This window comes from Pareuzebyella sediminis, assembly GCF_008367235.1.
Lineage (GTDB): Bacteria > Bacteroidota > Bacteroidia > Flavobacteriales > Flavobacteriaceae > Pareuzebyella > Pareuzebyella sediminis.
Genome location: NZ_VTZS01000003.1, coordinates 26,357 through 46,947 on the forward strand (window position 1 = coordinate 26,357; position 20,591 = coordinate 46,947).

At 42.7% G+C, this 20,591-nt stretch carries 21 protein-coding genes; 14 read left to right on the top strand and 7 right to left on the bottom strand.

The window, feature by feature from the left end; genetic code table 11:
* Positions 1-2: 2 nt before the first annotated feature.
* The gene (locus F2B13_RS10910; RefSeq protein ID WP_149304154.1) at positions 3-980 is read right to left on the bottom strand and encodes a malectin domain-containing carbohydrate-binding protein; all 978 of its coding nucleotides are present in this window, start codon (positions 978-980) and stop codon (positions 3-5) included.
* A gap of 493 nt (positions 981-1,473) precedes the next feature.
* Between F2B13_RS10910 and F2B13_RS10915 the strand changes: the two genes are divergently transcribed.
* The 11 genes from F2B13_RS10915 (at position 1,474) to F2B13_RS10965 (ending at position 9,796) form a co-directional block, all read left to right on the top strand.
* Positions 1,474-1,698 carry a hypothetical protein gene (locus F2B13_RS10915; RefSeq protein WP_149304155.1) on the top strand — a complete coding sequence of 75 codons (225 nt, stop codon included), beginning with the start codon at positions 1,474-1,476 and terminating at the stop codon, positions 1,696-1,698.
* 93 nt (positions 1,699-1,791) lie between these two features.
* Positions 1,792-2,130 (top strand): hypothetical protein, encoded by a 339-nt coding sequence (locus tag F2B13_RS10920; RefSeq protein WP_149304156.1) that lies wholly within the window; start codon positions 1,792-1,794, stop codon positions 2,128-2,130.
* Between the two features lie 301 nt (positions 2,131-2,431).
* Complete coding sequence (locus F2B13_RS10925; RefSeq protein WP_149272951.1) at positions 2,432-2,584, top strand: YqaE/Pmp3 family membrane protein; 153 nt, start codon at positions 2,432-2,434, stop codon at positions 2,582-2,584.
* A 29-nt stretch (positions 2,585-2,613) separates the two neighbouring features.
* Complete coding sequence (locus tag F2B13_RS10930) at positions 2,614-3,180, top strand: hypothetical protein (RefSeq protein WP_149272953.1); 567 nt, start codon at positions 2,614-2,616, stop codon at positions 3,178-3,180.
* A gap of 376 nt (positions 3,181-3,556) precedes the next feature.
* Complete coding sequence (locus tag F2B13_RS10935) at positions 3,557-4,831, top strand: ribonucleotide-diphosphate reductase subunit beta (RefSeq protein WP_149272955.1); 1,275 nt, start codon at positions 3,557-3,559, stop codon at positions 4,829-4,831.
* A 3-nt stretch (positions 4,832-4,834) separates the two neighbouring features.
* Positions 4,835-6,619 carry a ribonucleoside-diphosphate reductase subunit alpha gene (locus F2B13_RS10940; protein WP_149304157.1) on the top strand — a complete coding sequence of 595 codons (1,785 nt, stop codon included), beginning with the start codon at positions 4,835-4,837 and terminating at the stop codon, positions 6,617-6,619.
* A 448-nt stretch (positions 6,620-7,067) separates the two neighbouring features.
* Positions 7,068-7,646 (top strand): Crp/Fnr family transcriptional regulator, encoded by a 579-nt coding sequence (locus F2B13_RS10945; protein ID WP_149304158.1) that lies wholly within the window; start codon positions 7,068-7,070, stop codon positions 7,644-7,646.
* A gap of 321 nt (positions 7,647-7,967) precedes the next feature.
* The gene (locus F2B13_RS10950) at positions 7,968-8,399 is read left to right on the top strand and encodes an SRPBCC family protein (protein WP_149304159.1); all 432 of its coding nucleotides are present in this window, start codon (positions 7,968-7,970) and stop codon (positions 8,397-8,399) included.
* Between the two features lie 36 nt (positions 8,400-8,435).
* On the top strand, positions 8,436-8,843 hold the full coding sequence (locus F2B13_RS10955; protein WP_149304160.1) for a DUF1801 domain-containing protein: 408 nt from the start codon (positions 8,436-8,438) through the stop codon (positions 8,841-8,843).
* A 21-nt stretch (positions 8,844-8,864) separates the two neighbouring features.
* Positions 8,865-9,293, top strand: a complete 429-nt coding sequence (locus tag F2B13_RS10960; RefSeq protein ID WP_149304161.1) for a DUF3052 family protein — start codon at positions 8,865-8,867, stop codon at positions 9,291-9,293.
* 26 nt (positions 9,294-9,319) lie between these two features.
* On the top strand, positions 9,320-9,796 hold the full coding sequence (locus tag F2B13_RS10965) for a hypothetical protein (RefSeq protein WP_149272969.1): 477 nt from the start codon (positions 9,320-9,322) through the stop codon (positions 9,794-9,796).
* Positions 9,797-9,883: 87 nt separating this feature from the next.
* Here F2B13_RS10965 and F2B13_RS10970 read toward each other — a convergent pair whose 3' ends face one another.
* Both F2B13_RS10970 and F2B13_RS10975 read right to left on the bottom strand, forming a co-directional pair.
* Positions 9,884-10,447 (bottom strand): DinB family protein, encoded by a 564-nt coding sequence (locus tag F2B13_RS10970; protein ID WP_149304162.1) that lies wholly within the window; start codon positions 10,445-10,447, stop codon positions 9,884-9,886.
* Positions 10,448-11,065: 618 nt separating this feature from the next.
* Entirely contained in the window at positions 11,066-12,709 is a 1,644-nt protein-coding gene (locus F2B13_RS10975) for a S41 family peptidase (RefSeq protein ID WP_149304163.1), read from the bottom strand.
* Positions 12,710-13,045: 336 nt separating this feature from the next.
* Between F2B13_RS10975 and F2B13_RS10980 the strand changes: the two genes are divergently transcribed.
* Together F2B13_RS10980 and F2B13_RS10985 are read left to right on the top strand one after the other, a co-directional pair.
* The gene (locus tag F2B13_RS10980; RefSeq protein ID WP_149304164.1) at positions 13,046-13,501 is read left to right on the top strand and encodes a hypothetical protein; all 456 of its coding nucleotides are present in this window, start codon (positions 13,046-13,048) and stop codon (positions 13,499-13,501) included.
* Complete coding sequence (locus F2B13_RS10985; protein ID WP_149304165.1) at positions 13,501-14,193, top strand: ATP-binding cassette domain-containing protein; 693 nt, start codon at positions 13,501-13,503, stop codon at positions 14,191-14,193. Before F2B13_RS10980 ends, F2B13_RS10985 begins: the two co-directional genes overlap by 1 nt.
* Before the next feature lie 760 nt (positions 14,194-14,953).
* On the opposite strand, the gene F2B13_RS10990 is transcribed toward F2B13_RS10985, so the two are convergent.
* Both F2B13_RS10990 and F2B13_RS10995 read right to left on the bottom strand, forming a co-directional pair.
* A complete protein-coding gene (locus tag F2B13_RS10990) occupies positions 14,954-15,511 on the bottom strand; it encodes a type 1 periplasmic binding fold superfamily protein (RefSeq protein WP_149304166.1) in 558 nt (185 codons plus the stop codon).
* 20 nt (positions 15,512-15,531) lie between these two features.
* Positions 15,532-17,931 carry a TonB-dependent receptor gene (locus F2B13_RS10995; protein WP_149272983.1) on the bottom strand — a complete coding sequence of 800 codons (2,400 nt, stop codon included), beginning with the start codon at positions 17,929-17,931 and terminating at the stop codon, positions 15,532-15,534.
* Between the two features lie 91 nt (positions 17,932-18,022).
* On the opposite strand from F2B13_RS10995, the gene F2B13_RS11000 reads away from it, so the two are divergent.
* Positions 18,023-18,256: a hypothetical protein gene (locus tag F2B13_RS11000; RefSeq protein WP_149272985.1), complete on the top strand. Its 234-nt coding sequence runs from the start codon at positions 18,023-18,025 to the stop codon at positions 18,254-18,256.
* A gap of 259 nt (positions 18,257-18,515) precedes the next feature.
* Here the strand turns inward: F2B13_RS11000 and F2B13_RS11005 are convergent, their stop codons facing one another.
* Both F2B13_RS11005 and F2B13_RS11010 read right to left on the bottom strand, forming a co-directional pair.
* A complete protein-coding gene (locus F2B13_RS11005; protein ID WP_149304167.1) occupies positions 18,516-19,508 on the bottom strand; it encodes a transporter family protein in 993 nt (330 codons plus the stop codon).
* Positions 19,495-20,544 carry a cytochrome-c peroxidase gene (locus F2B13_RS11010; RefSeq protein ID WP_149304168.1) on the bottom strand — a complete coding sequence of 350 codons (1,050 nt, stop codon included), beginning with the start codon at positions 20,542-20,544 and terminating at the stop codon, positions 19,495-19,497. Before F2B13_RS11010 ends, F2B13_RS11005 begins: the two co-directional genes overlap by 14 nt.
* Between the last annotated feature and the right edge of the window lie 47 nt (positions 20,545-20,591).

Sequence of the window (20,591 nt, forward strand, 5' to 3'; positions counted from 1 at the left end):
CATTATTTTTTCAATACCTTTTCGACAACCATACTACCATCATCAAGAAAAAAAGTAATCACGTACATGCCCGAAGGGTAGTTCCCAAGGTCAAAACTTGCCGTAGTGTTTGTTCTCATAAAATCTATAGGCACCATACGGTTACCTATATCGCTTATCTTTATATCGATGAGCCGAGCTTCAGGTAGGTCAGCCCATTGAAGTGTAAGGATTGCTTGAGTGGGATTTGGAAAAATTTTGATACTTTCCTTGAAAGCATCTACCATCGTCTCCTCTTTATCTTCTTTTGGATCTTCGTCGTTATGATAAATGATTTCTTGGTCTGATTCATTAGCGGCATCGGAAACAGGTTTTTCCGGACCTCTAATAATTTGGTTCCCGGCGGTATCATAAACAAACAGCAATTTTTCCGGAGATTCTGAGGTCTTGGCATCGGTACCTATGAGTTCAATAGCATTAACCATCGGTTCACCTCCTTGACCCTTATTGAAGGTTATAATAAGTTCACCGTCAGTGACCGTTATCTTCCGTTCTACAAGATGGATCTTATTAGCCCCGCCTGCCAAGTTATTAAGCTCAATGCGCGATAGCAAAGCATCTTCTTCCCAATCCACACTAAAGTCTCGAAGATTGGGATCGGTATTCGGGGCTAGTCCGTAATAGGGTTCCGCGAAGTAGAGTTTAACTACATAAATACCATCAGGAACATTAAACCGATACTGCATCGCATTACCCGTCGTAAAACGTATTGTTTTAAAGGGCTCTGCCAAGGATAAGTAATCTGAAGTATAGGTACTATCACTATCAAACTCTACCGCTCCCGGAAGGTATACGTCCGCTTCGAAAACTTTACCCTCGTAGACGACTGACGATTGGCTACCACAGTTGATGCGCCTAATGTAGTCTTTCTGAGCACACGTAGAGAAGTGGGTTACTCCACCGAGCAATACAATGAAGATGTGGAACAATAGTGGTCTCATATGATGTTATTTAGAAACCCATAGGTCAAAAGGTTGGTCTTTTTAAAATATACTTTACAAAACAAAAAACGTCGGAATAGGCTCAGGGCCAAACTGATATGTTTTATAAATAGGTATTGAACTTAGTTTGAAAAATTGGCCGGTCGTATGCCTAAATCCAAAACAATTTACAATTTAACAAGAAAAATACTGTTAAATATTCTTAATTTTCGACGAACTGCATTTCTATGTTGAACACCATACCGTTTCTCGCCCCCAGGTTCGGTTCCGTTACTTTTATAAAAGAAAAAAGACCTCATCTTTAATTTTTGGTTTGTACTTAACCGGCAAACGCCTACGATCAGCAGCATTGCCGCTTACCTTACACATGATTGCATTTTCCAAAAGGGAATTCATATTATTTCTTTACCTTAGAACGACAGTGATATACCATATTGCCAAGCTTTTAGGCACATAGGTACTAAAGGAAACGATTTAAACCACGCATTGACATATGGAAACAACAGGAACGGTAATGACTGCCATAATCCTATTTGCAGTGATGACCTTTATCGTCTGGCGCCTGAGTAAGGGCCGCTTTAAAAAGGAATTCGGTACTTCAAAGGGTAAACTTTGGGGGCAGCGCACCTTCTTTTGGGAGGGGGTAATCGGCATCAGTACCGGAATTACCTTTCTGCTACTATTGCTCTTAAGGTGGGGGCATGTGCTCACCTTCTAAAGACCTGTGGCATTAAAACAATGAAAGCCTGGTGAATGTATCAGCCCATGGCACACCACGTTTCATTTATATACTCTCAAATAGCATGAAGATATGTCAAAGGCCCAAAAACTTCTCGCCATAAAATTCGTTCATACGCTCATCTGGGCCTTCTTGGTGACGGTAATCCTCTATGTGGTGTATAGTGGTTTGACCGATACCGTTGATCTTTATACGTGGATCGGTATCGTGCTGATCGTTGGTGAAGGTCTTATACTAGCTCTTTTTGGTATGTCGTGCCCATTGACGGTCATGGCACGAAACTATTCCGATTCCGAAAAAGATAATTTCGACATTTTTCTACCGAACTGGTTGGCCAAATACAACAAGCTCATTTTTACTTCAATTTTTGTCATTGGTCTGATTCTAGTGCTGTATCGCTGGCTAAGCTGATCTAGAGTACACCAGGGAATATCGCTTTTCTAAATTAATGCCTGTACTACCCACCTCATTGGGCTGTTTCGAACAATAATGACTTCAATTGATGGTATGCGCATGATCTTACCGCGCCCGTGCCGATATAGTCGTAAGTCTTGTGCCGTACGAAAGCTAAATTTGGCCGTGTTTTAACTCATTCCGTTCGCCTTTTTAACGCTATCACTTAGTTCTCGGGATTGAACCAAGAACTATGGCTTCTCCGTCAATGTAATCCGTTGAATAATAGCATATTTGAGAGAAACAAAAAAGAAACTATATGTCGTTGTTAACTATTATTTTAAATATTCTCCTGCCGCCTTTGGCCGTATTTATGAACCACGGATTAGGCAGTGCCTTTCTAATTAGCATTTTGCTAACCTTATTAGCTTGGCTACCGGGAGTAATACATGCATTTATAGTCAACGGATAAAAAATTTTAACCTTAAAACACAAAAAGATATGAAGCGATTAATAGCAAGTATGAGCCTTGTTGCCTTGGTAGCAAGCTGCAATATAAACAAAGAGGAATCCGGGGAAATGCCCGAGGTCGACATTCAAGCGGACGCTGGGGAATTGCCCGAGTATGATGTGAACTGGGCAGACGTCGAAGTAGGAACCAACACCCGTACCGTAGAAGTACCTAAAGTGGTAGTGGTTATGGAAGAGGAAGAAGTTGAAGTTCCCTACATTACCATGGACATGCCCGACGAAGAAAATACAGAACGTAGTTTGGTGGTCGAAGCCGAAGTATCCGATAAGGAACACGACCTTGAGATACAGGAAATTAGGGCTTCTGACCGTAGACTGTACGTAATCTCGGAGTTGGAAGAGCTCGATACCGACTTGGGCGACAAAACCGTAAGGGTACAAGACCAAGTAGATATCAATGCACCTGACCTTGATGTGAAGCACATTATTGTCGGTAAAAAAGCGGAGCGCGTGTATAATAACAATTATACCTACGTCGATTCTATGAACGACCTTTCAGAAGATGTAAAAGAAGCTACGGCTATTTATAGCCGATAAGTACCAAGTACACACATTTTAGAAAAAACCGCTGTAATATGCGGTTTTTTTTATGCCGCTACCTCAAAGTACAGAAGGGTTACTTCCGTTATCACGCGATGCTTTTTTGGGTGAAAAAATGAATGGTTTCGATAAAAAAAGCTCCTTCCCTACCTCCGCTTCCCGGTGAATTCAGCAACCCCCAAAGGGTAATTTTTGATCGCTGTCAAATTTTCCGAAGCTCTAAAATCATGGGTTTGTTTCTTATTCTAAATGCACACTTTTATCCCTATGTTGATAAGAATGTTGAGAACCTGATGAGGGCCATGTGAAATCATAGTAAAGAAAATGTGAATTTTACGCTATCGTTATTTAGAGTATTTCTAAAAAAAATCCAATGCATATTATACAGATTACAAAGAGGGACTTCAGCACTCAACCTTTTGATTTACACAAGATTACAAATGCAATTTTAAAGGCAATGACGGCCGTGGAACACGGTCAAATCACTGATGCACAGCGTATCGCCGACCAAGTACACCAAGTTTTGTTGGTGCAGAAGGACAAAGATGAAAACTATGTGCCTACGGTTGAAGAGGTACAAGATGTTGTAGAGAACGAACTGATGAACAGTGAGTTTCACGATGTGGCCAAAGCGTATATTATCTATAGGAACAAAAGGGCACAGATGCGCAAGACCGATATCTTCGAGAAGCGCATTAACCTGAAACCCTATGAGTATCCGAATCTGTACGAATACGTTCCGGCGATCAGACATTCTTATTGGATTCATACCGAATTCAATTTCACAAGTGACATACAAGATTTCAAATCAGGGCTCACCGAGGTCGAACGTAGTGCCATAAAAAATACCATGCTGGCCATTTCCCAAATTGAAGTGGCCGTAAAAACTTTTTGGGGCGATATCTATCATCGTATGCCCAAGCCAGAAATTGGATCGGTGGGTGCCACTTTTGCCGAAAGTGAGGTACGCCATCACGATGCGTACTCCCATCTTCTTGAAATTTTAGGGCTCAACAAGGAATTTGAAACCTTAAAAAAGAAACCCGCAATCATGAAAAGGGTGCAGTATCTTGAAACCGCCCTTAAAAATGCCAAAAGCGAGAGCAACAGGGAATACGCCGAATCGATATTGCTTTTCTCCCTTTTTATCGAACATGTGTCGCTCTTCTCCCAGTTTTTGATCATCATGGCCTTCAACAAACATAAAAACGTGCTCAAGGGAATTTCAAATGTCGTAGAGGCCACCTCAAAGGAAGAGCAGATTCATGGTGATTTTGGAATCGACATCATCAACATAATAAAAAGCGAACATCCTAAATGGTTCGATGACGACTACAATACGACTATCCAAGACATCTGTAAGGAGGCTTTTGAGGCCGAAAGCAAAATCGTCGATTGGATATTTGAAGCGGGCGAGCTTGAGTTTCTACCGAAAAACGTGGTCAACGAATTCATCAAGAACCGTTTTAACAATTCGTTAGAGAGCATCGGTATTGCCAAAATATTCGATATCGACGATACCCTATTACATGAAACGGAATGGTTCGACGATGAAATCATAGGAACCAAACATGGAGACTTTTTTGTCAAAAGATCCATCAACTACAGCAAGAGAGTACAAAGTATAACCAGCGACGACCTTTTTTAAATTATGGAGAACAGAACTACAACACCACAAATCGACCATCAACAGACCAATAAAACCGATGAATTATTAGAAGCCAGAAAAAGAACACTCTCCAAATTAAATGCAAAACCTGACACCTTTAAATGGCTGAATAAACACAGTCGCCAGTTTTTGGGTTCGGGCTATCTTACCGAGGGGGTTACCCCAGAAGGTAGAATTCGTGAAATTGCCGATAGGGCCGAGCATATTTTGAAAATACAGGGCTTTGCCGACAAGTTTTACCACTACATGTCAGAAGGCTTCTATTCATTGGCATCGCCCGTATGGTCGAACTTTGGAAAAAAACGCGGTCTGCCCATAAGCTGCTTTGGATCACACATTGATGATGATATGGGCAATATTCTGTACACCCAGTCGGAAGTGGGCATGATGTCAAAGTTAGGTGGCGGTACTTCCGGATTTTTTGGAAAAATCAGGCACAGGGGTGCTCCGGTCAAGAATAACGGTCAAGCCTCGGGTGCCGTACACATCATGCAATTGTTTGAATCAATGGTCGATGTGGTCAGCCAAGGATCGGTTCGACGCGGCCGTTTTTCTCCGTACCTGCCCATAGAGCATAAAGATATTATGGAATTTTTGGACGTAGGAACCGAAGGGAATCCCATCCAACAACTTACCCACGGGGTAACGGTAACCGATCAGTGGATGCAGGAGATGATCGATGGCGATGTCGACAAGCGGACCATTTGGGCAAAAGTACTTCAACGAAGGGGTGAAATGGGTTACCCGTACATTTTCTTCTCCGACAATGCGAACAACGGTAGGGCAGATGTGTATAAAGACAAAGATCACCGCATTTATGCCAGCAACCTTTGTACGGAAATCATGTTGCCATCACACGACGATTGGTCTTTTGTATGTGTGCTTTCAAGCATCAACCTACTGCACTACGACAAGTGGAAAGATACCGATGCCGTTGAGACGATGGTCTATTTTCTCGATGCGGTGATTACCGAATTTATCGAAAAACTTGAAGTCTATCGTGATTCCGAGAATCGCGATGATCGACAAACCTTTCTCTTCATGGAAAGGGCATATAATTTTGCCAGAGAGAACCGGGCCTTGGGCTTGGGCGCGTTGGGGTGGCATTCGCTATTGCAATCAAAAATGTTACCTTTTAACAGTCAAGAAGCCTATAATCTCAATAGTGAGATTTTCAAGGTGATCAAGGAAAAATCATACAAAGCTTCCGAAGAACTGGCCGAAAAGTTCGGCGAACCCAAAGTGCTCGAAGGGTATGGCCGGCGAAATGCTACGTTAAACGCCATAGCCCCGACCACCTCGTCCGCATTTATTTTAGGCCAAGTATCCCAAGGCATAGAGCCGATATGGAGCAATTGTTACGTCAAAGATATCGCCAAGATCAAGGTAACCATCAAAAACCCATTCTTGACCGACCTTCTAAGGGAAAAAGGGCAAAATACCCCTGAAGTATGGAAAAGCATTCGAGACCGAGATGGCTCTGTGCAACATCTTGACTTTTTAAATGAAAATGAGAAGGCCGTCTTTAAGACCTATTCCGAAATAGATCAATTAGACATTGTCTATCAGGCCGCCAACAGACAAAACCATATTGACCAGGGGCAATCGGTAAACATTATCGTACACCCGAGCATGCCCACAAAAGACATCAACAAAATTCATGTCACCGCTTGGAAGCTGGGGCTTAAGTCCCTCTATTATCAACACAGTATGAACGCCGCCCAACAATTCAGGCAAAAAAAGGATTGTGTCAGCTGCGAGGCCTAAACGATCAAACGTCAAGTGGGCACCATAATCATAGTAAGGGAAGTCTTCAATCGAAGGCTTCCCTTTTTTATACGGTTTAAAAATCAAAATCCATAAACGGAAAACATAAGGTTTGGACGGCACTCGAACTTAGTCTGCAAATGTCCTATTTCATGAGCTTCTGAATTCATTTTTTGATGTACCTTAGGCGCTGTTTTTAACTTATTTTGACACCAATCATTGGGCTACATACCTTGAAATACCATTGTGAATACCAAAATTTCAGGTTTCAATTACGTTCGATTGATGCGACTCTAGTTCGAATCCAAGATTCATTCTGTATACCTTTTTCTTTTACCGTAGTAGAATCGATAGGTTCGATATTCTTCCCTTTAAGAACTTTAAGCACGAACAGAGGGCCCTTTCCATTCCAATAAGACAACCCAAAAAATTATCGTTATTTTTAGATATGGGCAAGGAACTTTTCCATAGGATATACGACCATCCACTTGTAAAACCATCCGATATTGATGCCATCATGGCGGCACATGAAAAGATTGCATTTTCAAAAGGAGACTTTTTCTTAAAAATTGGGGCAAGGGCCACCGAATACCATATTATAGAAAAAGGCCTTGCCCGTGCCTTTGTATTCGATATTGCAGGAAACGATATAACGACGGACTTTTTTCAGGAAGGGGATATTTCCATTGAGGTTTCCTCGCTTTTTACGGGAACCCCGAGTCAGGAAAATATTCAGGCATTGACCGATGGCACCGCATGGAAAATCGATCTTGACTCCTTTCAGCACCTTTTCCAGAGCATCGATGGTGTTAGTGAATGGGGAAGGTCGTGGTTTTCAAGGCAGCTCTTTCAGTCAAAACGAAGGGCCATCGATATGATTACCAAAAGTGCGACGGACAGGTACCTACAACTGGCCAAAAACAAACCACAGATCATTCAAAAGGCACAGGTAAAACATATTGCTTCCTACCTGGGGATTACCGACACTTCGCTGAGCAGAATCCGAAAGGAAATTCTCTCGAACTAGGTTTTCCTGTCTTATGGCAAGTTTTTTACAGCTAAAAGTAGTTTACTTTACACAGTAAACCGTAGATTCGGAGGTACCGGACAGGAGCTTATTCATCAATCAATCAAGTACGTCAAGGGGTGACATGTAGGATGTGATAGATTCTATGATTACCTTAGAATCTTGTTCTTGAAACAAGGTTCAAAGCTATGAAACGGTGCCCTTCTTCGAGAAAAACAGAACGTTGATTATATGCCTAAAACACCATGATGGTGCAATGAGGAGGTGAACGAGGAAATACCTGTTACATGTAACCGGACCAAAACTTGAATAATCCATAAAATGGAAAGTTTCGACATCTATCATGACCTACCCATCAAGGCAACGGCGGCCAAAACATTTGAAGGCATTTCGAATCCCGAACACCTCAAAAATTGGTGGCCCTTGCGCTGTTCCGGAAAACCGGAGAAGGGCGCGGTCTATAATTTTTATTTTGGGCCTGAATACAATTGGTTTGCCGAAGTCGTTTCGTGCCGACCCGATTCGGCTTTTCACTTAAGCATGACCAAATCCGATGCAGATTGGGACCCCACGTCGTTCGGGTTTGATATCCAACGAAAGGAGGAAGGTATTCTCCTTAAATTCCGGCATACAGGTTGGCCGGAACGTAATGCCCACTTCCGTCGGTCATCCTTTTGTTGGGCCATGTTACTGAACGGATTGAAAAATTATTTGGAAAAAGGGATAATCATACCTTTTGAGGAACGCGAGTAGGCTTTCGATGAAAGCGTTCCGTACGACGTAGTTGCCATGGATAGGGATGAACCAGCCGAAATAACCGAAATACTGATGGGAATCGATGATGACCAAAAACGGAAAGACTGTTTTGCGTTATTGAAGTTCTTTACGGATATCACCAAAGAAGCACCCAAAATATGGAACGGCAACATCATTGGATTCGGGAAATATACCTACAAATACGAAAGCGGTCGTCAGGGCGAATGGTTCCTGACTGGGTTTGCGGCCAGAAAGAACGCCATTGCGGTCTATGTGATAGGTGATATTGAAAATAAGGGCTCCATTTTAAAAGCTTTGGGTACCTACAAGGAGGGTTCCTCCTGCTTATATCTTAAATCTTTGGCCAACACGGACATGGAAAAATTACGAACAGTACTACAGAAATCCATAGTCGATATAAAAGCCAGATACCGCTCTTAATATGATAACCCGAGTTGAAAAATGGACGTCAATAGAACCTCAGGATATTCGGGAACCCCCTTGGCCAAAAAATTGGGTTTAAAAGACGGCTTTACCCTACAAGTATTCAATGCCCCAAAAAAGTATGTCGATTTTTTTCATGATTTTCCTTCGAACATTGTAGATATGGGGCAACAAACCCTTGAAGCGCAAATAGATTTCATTCATATTTTTGCCAAGAGTAGGGAAGAATTGGAGACCCACTTTATAAAAGCCAAACCTAACCTCAAGAAGAACGGTATGCTATGGATTAGCTGGCCTAAAAAGAGTTCTAAAATCCAAACCGAACTTGATAAGTCCAGTATTATGCAATACGGATTGGACAACGGCCTGGTCGATACCAAGGTAGCCGCCATCGATGGGGAGTGGAGCGGCCATAAATTTGTGTATAGGCTAAAGGACAGAAAATAGAACTTAAAGACCACATAAACGGGAATATGAAAAGAACGATACGTACCCTTTCGCTGATACTACTATGGGTTCAAACAGGCAATGCACAGGGTTTCTTTGAAAAAATCTCCCAAAATGAGTGGAAGGGCTCAGGAGAACTGTTAAAGCGTTCCGCTTCTTTTCAAATGGATTGGCGACCTATTCTTGATGGGAAATTTTATGAGTTATCTTTCCAAAACCAACAGGATGCATCCAAGGAATATAGGTTCAAGTCCAAGGGTATTTATCGACCCTGGGAAAATGGAACTTTTACAGGTACTTGGTTCGACTCAAGAGGATATTCCTTTCCCCTGAAGGGAAAGTTTACGGAAAACGAACTCATTGTGTATTGGGGAAATCCGGAGACCGAAGAAGGCAAGACCACCTATCGCATAAAAGACAACGGTACGGTTTCGGTCATAGATTATATCCTCAAGGACGGAAAGCTGATACCATTCGGCAATGCCTTATACCAAAAGCCCTAGTCGCCTAAGTAATTAAAACGTTGGTGTACTGGATTTGACCGGAACTTTAAAATAATGGGGCGTTGCAAGGTGTCCAATCCTTCCTTATCACTCCGGAAATCTGTTCTTTATAGTCGCTATTTGGCCCATATGATTGGCGGAATGCTCCAGTACATGGTACCAGACCCAATGGTAGTTAATACCTTCCTCAATATTCGAAGCAAACCATTCATCGTCCTTAGTTTTGAGTCCGGCCAGTGTTCGTTGGCGTACTTCGTCCCATAAATCGAGATAGTGTCGAATTGGTTTTCCCTTCAGGTTCTTTTTTGATTCATCACCCAGTTCTCCGGCCACACCTAACCGGGCTTGCTCTTCTTCGGTCCATGGCCTGCCCTCCAGCGTTTCTATTCGGTAATACGCTTCTGTAGATACTAAATGCATAACCAGCGCCCCAATACTATTTGCATGCCCGTCGTATAAAAAATCGGTTTGTGATTGATCCAGATCTTTTACCTGCTCGGTTATTCTGTTCTTCAGGTCTTCGAGCATACTGACCATTATGCCGATATTTTGCGTATACCTTTCCGCGGGCTCGATTTCGTATTGGGCGTTCGCCAATGATAGCGAAAGAAATGTGAGTATTAAGGCTGTCTTTTTCATTGGTGTCTTCATGATAGGGTAGTTAAAGTACGTAATGATAACGTTACATTTAAATTAAATTCAGTGCTAACCGATACTAATTATGATATGCAGCTGGGAGCATTTCAACTTTTAATGAAATTTCCAGCATCGGTTCTTTCTAGGCGACCGATGCCCAATATGGATATCCTTGTGTAAGCCGACCTCCCGTTCCCTTGGGTATGCAATAACATAGACGTACAATTTCATGGAATGGTTGCCTAGGGGTACATTATTTAGAAGTTCCGATGAACGGTCAACTTTCCGGAGTATTTCAAAAAATCAAAAGGCTTATACTACCAATTTCTGATGTATGCTCTTTTTTACTGGTTTTGTTCATTCCTAATTTTAGGAAACCACAAATTCCGTTGTAACTGAAAATTATACGTAGCAGATGCGAGCGAAACAATCGTCAAAAAAGTCGTTCATAGAATTTTGGAAGCGGTCATAAACGCTTTGAGGGCAGTATAAAGGCCCGAAAACATGATTCACTAGCAAACACCTGAAAAGCTACTTCCATAAGGGATCTATAGGATTTGGTAGCAAAGGGTATTTTCAAACCGATCACTGGTGGACGGAACACGCGGTTTGAAGTGATTTTATAAAAGTTTTCTAGGAACCTTTATTAACAAAAGCAATCGCCCTTTCCAATACCTCGTCACGATTATCCTTAATGCCATCAATAGAGGGAAGCACCTCGATATCTATTTTCACACCGATTCGCTGTGTCTCCAACCCATCTGGATAAAAAATTCCAATCCCCGACATATAGGTCTTAATCCCAGCGCCCAAGTCCAATTCGCTTACATTCCCATCTGCGCCTGCCGTTTGGTTACCAATGGTGGTCACTTTGTCCGCTGTTTGAAGAGCCATGGTCGTAAACTCTGCGTGACTTTGGGTATATTCGTTAACCAATAAAATGATTTTACCCGTGTATGTTGGCTCTCCTTTAATATTACCGCATTCACGCCCATTTGTCCAAAGAAATCTACCTGGGTAACTTAAATCCGGTTTTATGGCCTTAAAAAAAAGCCTCCTCTCCGGAATTAAATATTGTGCTAGGTTGTAAAGCGTTCCCTTTGGGTAATTTCTAATATCAAAAATGATCGCTTTTGTGTTCTTTAGACTATCCATTATTTTCGACACATCTGTTCTTTCAATAACACCCATGTTCACATAACCTATATTATCTTGTATGACCCTAAATTTCTCTGGTTTGTCCGGTTTTGTATTTTGGCTTGGATAATATCCTATAACAGCCTCATTCTTTTCTCCATCTCGAAGAAAATTTACCTTGACATTCTTGTTTTCAAAAGGCGGCATTATAAAGTTTGCTAAATTCCTGTTCCTGCTGGCCTCATTAGATCCCCAAACGAAAGGCTTTTTCTCTGCCATAATATCATGGAGAGGTCTATCGTTTACAGCCACTATCACATCACCTCTTTGGAAAGGGTACGATTGGGTCAAAGAATTTCTATAATAACCCGACACCACTATTTTTTCATCAATATATCTTAATTTATAGGGAGGCCATTTATATTTTACGTTCGAAGAAACGAATGCTCCATGTGCATCGTCTATATTAACGACCATTTGTAAAAGCGTATGCTGAAACTCTGCTTCGGTTTTGACTGAGTCAAGTTTTGGAATTGTCTCAAGCAGGACCTGATTCCAAGGTTTATCGGTCTGGTATTTGTATGGGAAAAAATACTCGATGACGTTCCAATACTTAAACCCTAACAACAGTCTATTTGATCTATCTTTCCAGTCGAAATCAGGGTATTCCGGTTCGTTTTTCAATGTAACGTTTCCGACAGTTTCATACTTGGCTTCTATATAATGATGTTTGCCATGAAACCTATTTTTTTCAATAAACTTAAGTTTATTCGACAAAGCTGTGGTGAAAAGAATAGAATCTTTAATCCAAGAAAGATCGAAATTTTTATCAAAAAACTCCTCTTCTGAAGCTTTATGACATGAAGTGCATTCTTTGACCTTGCCCAAAGTGTTTATCCAATCCATGTATATTTTGGAAAGTGCTTCCTTATTGGCGGCCTCGATAACTTTAGGTAGCATCTTAAGTAACTGTTCATCCCAATTAAATTTTCCTTTTGCCACCTGAGGGTGATAGTACTTTAAAAATCCCCAGATTTTTGCGGTAGAAGCTAATTTGGTCTCTTGTGAAAATTCTTGGGCGCTACAAGACGTTTGACGAGCTAAACATAGAAATAGGAAAGCCAAAAAAAATCGATGCATGTATTAGTAAAGATTAGGTTAACACCATAAAGTGTAGGCTTAAAAAAAGTGACGTTCCAAAAGAAATCATTTTTAGTGAAGATTTTACCTGCCGTATTGATTTTTATGTAAAAATTAAGAGGCATAATTTTTCATTTTAGGACTCATACTTTTTATAGGCGCCTTTTTTATTTTCAATAGAGTCCTTTTTGTTCAACATATTAATGAGCCTTTCATGAATGGGAAACGAGCGAAACAAAGTTTCGCGCTGCAAGCTCGCTTCGTAATACGATTATAGTAGTAAAGACAAGGAAAAATGGTAACGTAAGGGGTATAGATACTCCAAAATAGGAAACAGTGGTTTATAAATTCACGGATAGTGATACCGTCTTGGCCTATTATGCTCTAGAGCTATTCCGTCTAATTCGCTTCGAATCTAAAACTGGAATACCTAAAATGGGGTTAAAGACAATCCAAATACCAGAAACAATAGCTATTTTTAAAAGATATCGGAGAAACCTCTTAGTACACATTTTGGACATCTATATAAATTATTATAAATACATATTGATTTACAACATCACTTTCTCCGCGGCGATTGGCTTGGTTTTAGGTGCTTTATGGGGTGCTTTGACTTTTGCCACCCTAGGATTGATCATAGGTATTGTTGCCTACGATATGCTCCATAAAAACCAATACTATTTCTTCTATAACTTAGGTATTACAAAGCGAAAGTTGATCTTAAAAGTATTTCTGATCAACCCATTTTTCTCATTACTGGTTCTCGCGGTGTTCCTTTTTATATTTCGTTGATGGCTGAACTAAAGGTCAATAATTTATCAAAAAGATTCGGGAACCATCAAGTACTTAAAGATATTGCCATGAGGTGCCGGACTAATGAAATAGTAGGTGTATTTGGCCGAAACGGATCGGGAAAGTCGACGATGCTAAAGTGTATTTTCGGCACGTTAAAAGCTGATACTATCAACCTTGCTATCGATGGTTCGGGAATGAATCCAGTCGATATCATACCGAGCGGTAAAATCGGATACCTTCCCCAAGAGTCCTTTCTTCCCAAAAATACTAAGGTCAAAAATGCGATTCAGATGTACTTTGCTGATGAGAGGCGACAGGACAATGTTTTCTATGCTCCCGGTATCAATGAAATAGTAAATAAAAGCATTAAGAATTTGTCCTTCGGGCAGCTGCGTTACTTTGAATTGGTACTGGTCTCCTTTCTAGACCACCCTTTTCTATTGCTCGATGAACCATTTTCAATGATCGAACCCCTATATAAAGGTCTTATACGGGATTTTCTTATCGGTCTAAAAGAGGAAAAAGGCATTATACTTACGGATCATTACTATTGGGATGTTTTGGCCGTATCGGATAAAAACATACTGATCAAGGATTCAAAAGCATATTTGGTACACGATGAAGATGATTTAGCCAAGCTGGGGTACTTAAAAAAAAACAACCTCAATAACGATTCTAAAAATTGTTGAAGTAGTTCAGGTTGCGTCCCCTCAAATTTTGCCTTTAGACCACCCTAAGGTTGATCTTTCCAAAAATTGGTAACGTGCTATATACGGGCACAGGAATAGATTAAAAAATATTTTTCATAAAGCACGCTATAAGCGTGTAGAAGTGCAATGGCAGCGACACGGTGTAAGACCATTTTTTAAAGGCTGGGTGAGAGGCGCTTGTATTTGCTTTCACATGATTAATTTGGTGTATTGGTGTATTGGTGTATTGGTGTATCTGAAAACTAAAAAAGCATGTAAGTAATTAATTTACCGTCTTTTCACATTAATTTGGATTTCTCCGAGCGGTCTAAACAGGGCTCGAACTTTTTTCGAAAATACCCTGTCTGTAACGCCTGCTGAAGGGTTATTTTTTAAGCGTACCTAAAATACATAAAGCGAGCGAAACGAAGTTTCATGCTGCAAGCTCGCTTCGTAATACGATTATAGAACCGAAGGCTGAGAAAAATACTGAACCCCAAAACCGCCTTTGGGGAAATCATTGGGGGCCCCAGCATGGGCGCGGGCATGGCCATTTTCAATGCGACACGACATTGCTTTAGGGACTTGCTTATTACTCCCGACAAGGTACCGACCAAGCCTCTTGAACCGCGAGTAAAGGATGCTGCTTCGTAAAGATGCGTCTGAAGTAGGCTACCGATGTGAAACAATACCTCATTAAATGCAGATGCCCTTTGGTTCTCAAAGGGCATCCATACAAAGATAAGCACTAGTAAATGTACTACTGCACGGCTATGGCGAAGGTCGAGGTAAAATCGGTCTCCCCTCCCGCATCGTCAAGCCCCGTATTGGGCTTTGTAGGCTCATGCCGTAAAGTAAAGGTAAGGGTGCCCGAGCTTACGGCCCCTGCGGTCAAGGTAAACTCCGTACCCAAGGGGTTGTCGTCGCCGTCAAAATTTTCGTAATCGGTAGTGACATCAAGTCCGGTACTGACCGTATAGAAAAATTGATGTTCCAAGCTTTCCTCTTCCACTTCGGTCGTAATGTTTTCCGCCGGACTTTCAGTTTCGTTCAAAAGCTCGATACTACCATCGTATACCATACCCGCCGAGAGGTTTCCAGAAACCGTAATTTCGGGTGCATTCGGGCCATCTCCATCGAGATCGCGTGTTTGCAGCGTAATGGCAGTGCCACCCCCATCGGGAGTCAAAGTAACCGTCATTGTCGTAATTACCTCTTCTTCGTTTACAGGTGGGGGCGTGCCGTTATCGTCATTGGAACAGGCCACGAACAATAGTCCGGCAATACAGGCTATACTTAAAAATTTTAGATTTTTCATTTGCATTTCATTTTAAAAAATTAATAATTCATTTTAATAGTGATTAAAAAATTTCTGCCCAAATCGTCTGCATAATAGCGCAGCCGGTTCAGGTAGTTGCGATACTTGGTATTCAATAGATTGGATACCGTAACACCAAAGGTCAGCTTCGAATGGGCACCGAGACCCACATCGATGTTCGAATTAAGACCGAGAAGATGATAGGCATCCGGTGGGGTGCTTACATCCACAATTTCGGTGGTTTGCGTCTCCGCAATAAACACCTCAAAATTGGTGTCGGGAAATTCGTTCTGACGGAATACATATTCACTTTGCACCGCCAGCCGCAGATTGTTCAGCTTCCGATTTTCATAGACCAATTCGTTCTTGGTACTTACCGGGGGCATATTGATCAGGGGCTCGTCTCGCGTTCGGTCGTACCCCTTGACCATGGAAAACTGATGGTTGAACCGAAAATCGCTCCCCAGGGCGACGGAAGCATCTATATCGACACCTATCAACTGGGCATCGGTCTGGCGGTATTCCCAAAGCTGAAAATTACCCCTGACCGTCTGTTGTACCTCCGTAGGTTCGATGACCATAAAACCGCCGATGGTATTGATATAGGGATTGATGGAAAAACCGAATCCCTTATTTTCCCGTTGTAAGGTCAGGGCCAATCGATGGCCCACTTCAGGGTCGAAGCGCAAATCGCCCCACTCGATTCGGGAGGCGGAATGGTGCAACCCCTCACTGAACAGTTCCGACGGGTTCGGGGCACGGGAAGTCAAGGCGTAATTAAAAAACACTTTGTAGGCTTGGGCGAAGGAATAGGTAGCACCTACCGTGGCCGATGGATTATAAAAACTCAATCGTGGACGGGTCAGTACCTGATTGTTCAACCTTTCGACTACGATTTCGGGGAACAGCGTATCGTAACCGCGTGATTCCCAAAAGGAGGTACGGTAATATTTGAACGCCTCCAAACGATTGTAATCAAAACGGCCACCGGCTTCCAAAAGCCATTGGTCGTTCGGTCGGTAATCGACAATGCCATATACCCCAAGATCGTATTTATCGTAATCGGGAATCAACCGCCGTACACCTGTATCGGGGTCGGCAAAGTTGTTTTGGTACCGCCCCAGCAAACCGACCTTAAAGTTGCCATCGTCGAAGAGGCCCCCATCGAGGTCGAGCATCAGCGTATGCGTTTCAAGATCCAAATCGAGGGAGGCCTTGTCCGCATCATCACCCCTTCGTATGTCGAATTCCAAACGGTTGTTCCGCTGGAAATCATATTGCAGGCTCAGCCTACCTAGACCCTCGAACCTTTTAAAGACCTTTAGCCGTGCCAAATGATGTGTTACATCTTGCTTCGGTGCTGCAATGGTATAGGTAAAATCCCTGATGATCAACGGGCGTTGGCCGTTGATGGCTCTGACCTGATCTTGCGCACCCCCAAGATGGGAAGCCCTCAAGATTCCGATTTCATTTTTAAATATGGAATAGTAACCTTCCAGGCCGTAGTTGAAGCGGTTCAGGCCGATCCGCAACGAGGCATTACGTTCGAAGGTACCCGTATTGCTCAGAATGTAGTCGGGAGCCTCAAAATCACCAAAGCGCTTCAGGGTACCCTGAACCGACGCATACCAACCGCTTTGATAACTCTTTGTCAGTTGCGAGGTCACTGTTGCGCCCCTACCGTTCGATGCGGCGGTAGCCAAGGTTTTACCGTACAAGCTGTCCTTAACCGGCACCTTTGCCGCCTCGGCAACAACAGTACCGCCTACGGCATCACCGCCATATTGCAGTGCACCGGCACCCTTGATCAAAATGACGTTTCCGGCCGTATTGATATCTACATTGGGCGCATGTTCCGCACCCCACTCTTGATCCTCCATTCGAACCCCATTGTTGATAATCACGACCCTACTACTGTGAAGGCCGTTGACCAGGGGTTTGACCACGGTATTCCCCGTATTCAGGGAAGAAACGCCACTAAGGCTGTTTAGCGCATCGCCAAGTGAACGGCTACTGAAGCGCTCCAGCTCATCTTCCGAGAGGGCACTTTCATACACCGTTTTGGTCTTGTTGCCATAGGCCTTGCCCTCAACAATCACTTGGTTCAACTCTTCTACATGGTGCTCCAACCGAAAGGTCTTGGTCGTATTCCCCGCAATGGTCACGGTATACCCCTTGGTCAGACAATAGGGGTGGGAAACCTGAATGGAAAACGTTCCTTCACATACGTTGGGCAAGGTGTATTTTCCTTCCAAATCGGTCTGTACGACCTGTTCCGTGCCCGCTACGATAAGGGTAGCCCCTGGCAATAAGGACCCATCGTGCATATCGACCACGGTGCCCGAAAGGGTATAGTCACAGTCTTGTGAAAATAAAGGTATACTGCAGCATAGCAGTACTACTATAACATAAAAGCGCATAGATATTCTTACTTAAAATAAAACCGAATCCGTTTTTTTAACTAAGAAAAAGTGGGGGCGCCCTCAACTGGGTGTTGGTGAACTTGAAAGAATGAAGTACAAGGGGAGAAAATTCGATTACACTATCGCCCTGCGGTACAGGACGTGCAAAATCGGAATAGCTGTTAATTGTGTAATCGCAATACGTGAAATGAAAATGACAGATGTCACAATCCTGAACGTCTCTATGGAAATGGGTGCTCTGCTCTTTACAGTCGACCTGCCCGTGACCTTTGAAGATATGGGAAAATTGGATAACGGAAGGCAACATCAATGCCGCTATTAGCACAATTGATGAAATGGCCTTCCCTATTTGCTTTCCGGTGTTCACTAATTTTTTCCTTTCACTCGACAATCGAGGCATAAAGATATAAAACAAATTTGAGCCAAACTTGAAATCGATTTAAAAGGTCAAATAGCGGACAATATGCCTTTAAATGAATCAATTTTTCAAAATATGGTATCTATAAATGAAGATTTTTCACTCAAGGCACCCCATACTTCACGGAACCAGTGAGAAATAAGTGTTTGATATATTTTAAGTACTACAAAGAAAAATTAACGTAGAACGATAGACGTTCTTGGGCCTGCACATTATCACCGAACAAATCTTGGGCCACCGGTACTGCCAAATTGGCCCCGAGGATAACTCTGTTCAGGGTACATTCCGCGCCGATTGTCCCATTTAAAATTCGACCATCGGTATCGGCCAACCTTTCCCCAAACTGTTCAATTTCATTATAGATATCCCCTGATATCCCTAAAAAGGGCATTAATGAGAATTTGTTGAAAGGTATTCTGTAAAAACTGGTTCCTACATAGCTGAACTGATTGCCGAATCGGTAGTCATTTTTGTTCGCTCCCTTTAGATAATACGTTAACAGCGCATTGAAACCGATTTTATCCCCACCATAATTGTATCCCAAAGAAAAAATACCATCAAAACTTCCCGTTCCGACCTGAAAGCCAGGGTTTACGCGATCTGTAAGGCGCTCTTCGAACTCCCCCGTTGGCAGTTTGGCCCCTACACCGAACTGTATGGAATGTTTGGAGAGCGGTCTTGTGACCGGATAGGGTACCGCAACGGTATCCTCTTTTTTATAGAATTGCCATTTGTACCATCCCATCACGCTTGCGTCGCCAATTCCGTTCAACGCCTCCTCGATGGAGCGGTTTTCGAATTTCCTTTTAAGGTCTTGGTACGGTAAACTTGCCGTCGCATAGATATTCTGGAGTATCGGTATTTGTGCCCACAATTGATAGGTGTTCAAATACTCATTACTACTGGGGGAATCGCTAAAAATCCCATCACGGGATTCAAAACTTTGGTGCACGTACCTGAGCCCGATAAAATTGCTGTTGGAAAGGGTGCCGAACCCAAAACTTCCACTATTGGTAGCACATCCGCAAAGGTCACAGAACGGTTTCATAATTCCTTCGTGGGATAAGTTACAAGAGCGGGTTTCTTTCCCCCAACCGATATGGAAGGCCATAAAAATCGAAATCAATGAAAGGATGTAGGGTCTAGAATTCTGCAAAGCGCGTATCATTTAAAAATTCATTATCGGTTAAAGTTTTCAGAAAGGCCACAAGCTGTCCCTTTTCTCCCTCGGTAAGGGAAATACCGAAACTACCATCGGTTCGTCGCAGGCTTTCGTCCACATTGCCATTGTCAACCATGCCACTATCATAAAAATCGAGCACCGCCTCCAAAGTGGCAAAACGACCATCGTGCATATACGGAAAGCTCTTTTCTACATTTCGTAGGCTAGGTACTTTGAACTTGTATAGATCCGACGGGTTTTCGAGAACCCTAAACCTACCTTTGTCATCCAATTTCGGATTGACGGGTAGCCCCGTGTTGCGATAACTTTGGTCGGTAAACAGATCGGTGGCGTGACAGGAGGCACACTTGTCTTGAAATACCATCTGCCCTTGAAGTTCAATTTCCGACAACGTAACCCCCTCCTCATTTCTGACATATTTATCATATTTAGAGTTGGAAGAGACCATCATTAGCATAAATTGGGAAAGTGCTTTCAATACGTTCTCACCGCTAATTTCACCGTCGTAAAAGGCAAGGGCGAACTGCTGTCGATAGTACGGATCTTCTTTCAACTTTTCGGTAATGCCGGATAAGGTTTCGCCCATTTCCAACTCGCTGGTAATGGGTATAATAGGTTGCAGATCGAGGTGAGAGGCGGCACCGTCCCACATGAACTCTGAAAAATAGGCCAGGTTCTGCAAGGGTTGTGAATTTCTAAAACCTATGCCACCGTTCACCCCATGGCTCAGCGTATGGCCATGGTGGGTGAAAGCAAAAGCCTGTTCGTGACAAAAGGCACACGGAATGGAATTGTTCGACGAAAGCCTGCCATCATAGAACAGTTTCTTTCCCAGTTCAAAACCCTGTTGTGTAACAGGATTGTTGCCAAGTTCATATTGTATTTCCGGGAAATTCTCCGGAAGCTCCACCTGAAGCGCTATAGGCATATACTCATCTTCAAGGCCGTCATGCCCACAGCTCCAAAAAGAGGTCAAGCACACAAAAATTAAAACGATTTTTTTCTCCATAACATTCCAATTAAATTATGCCGTAGGCCGTGGCCTACGGCATAACA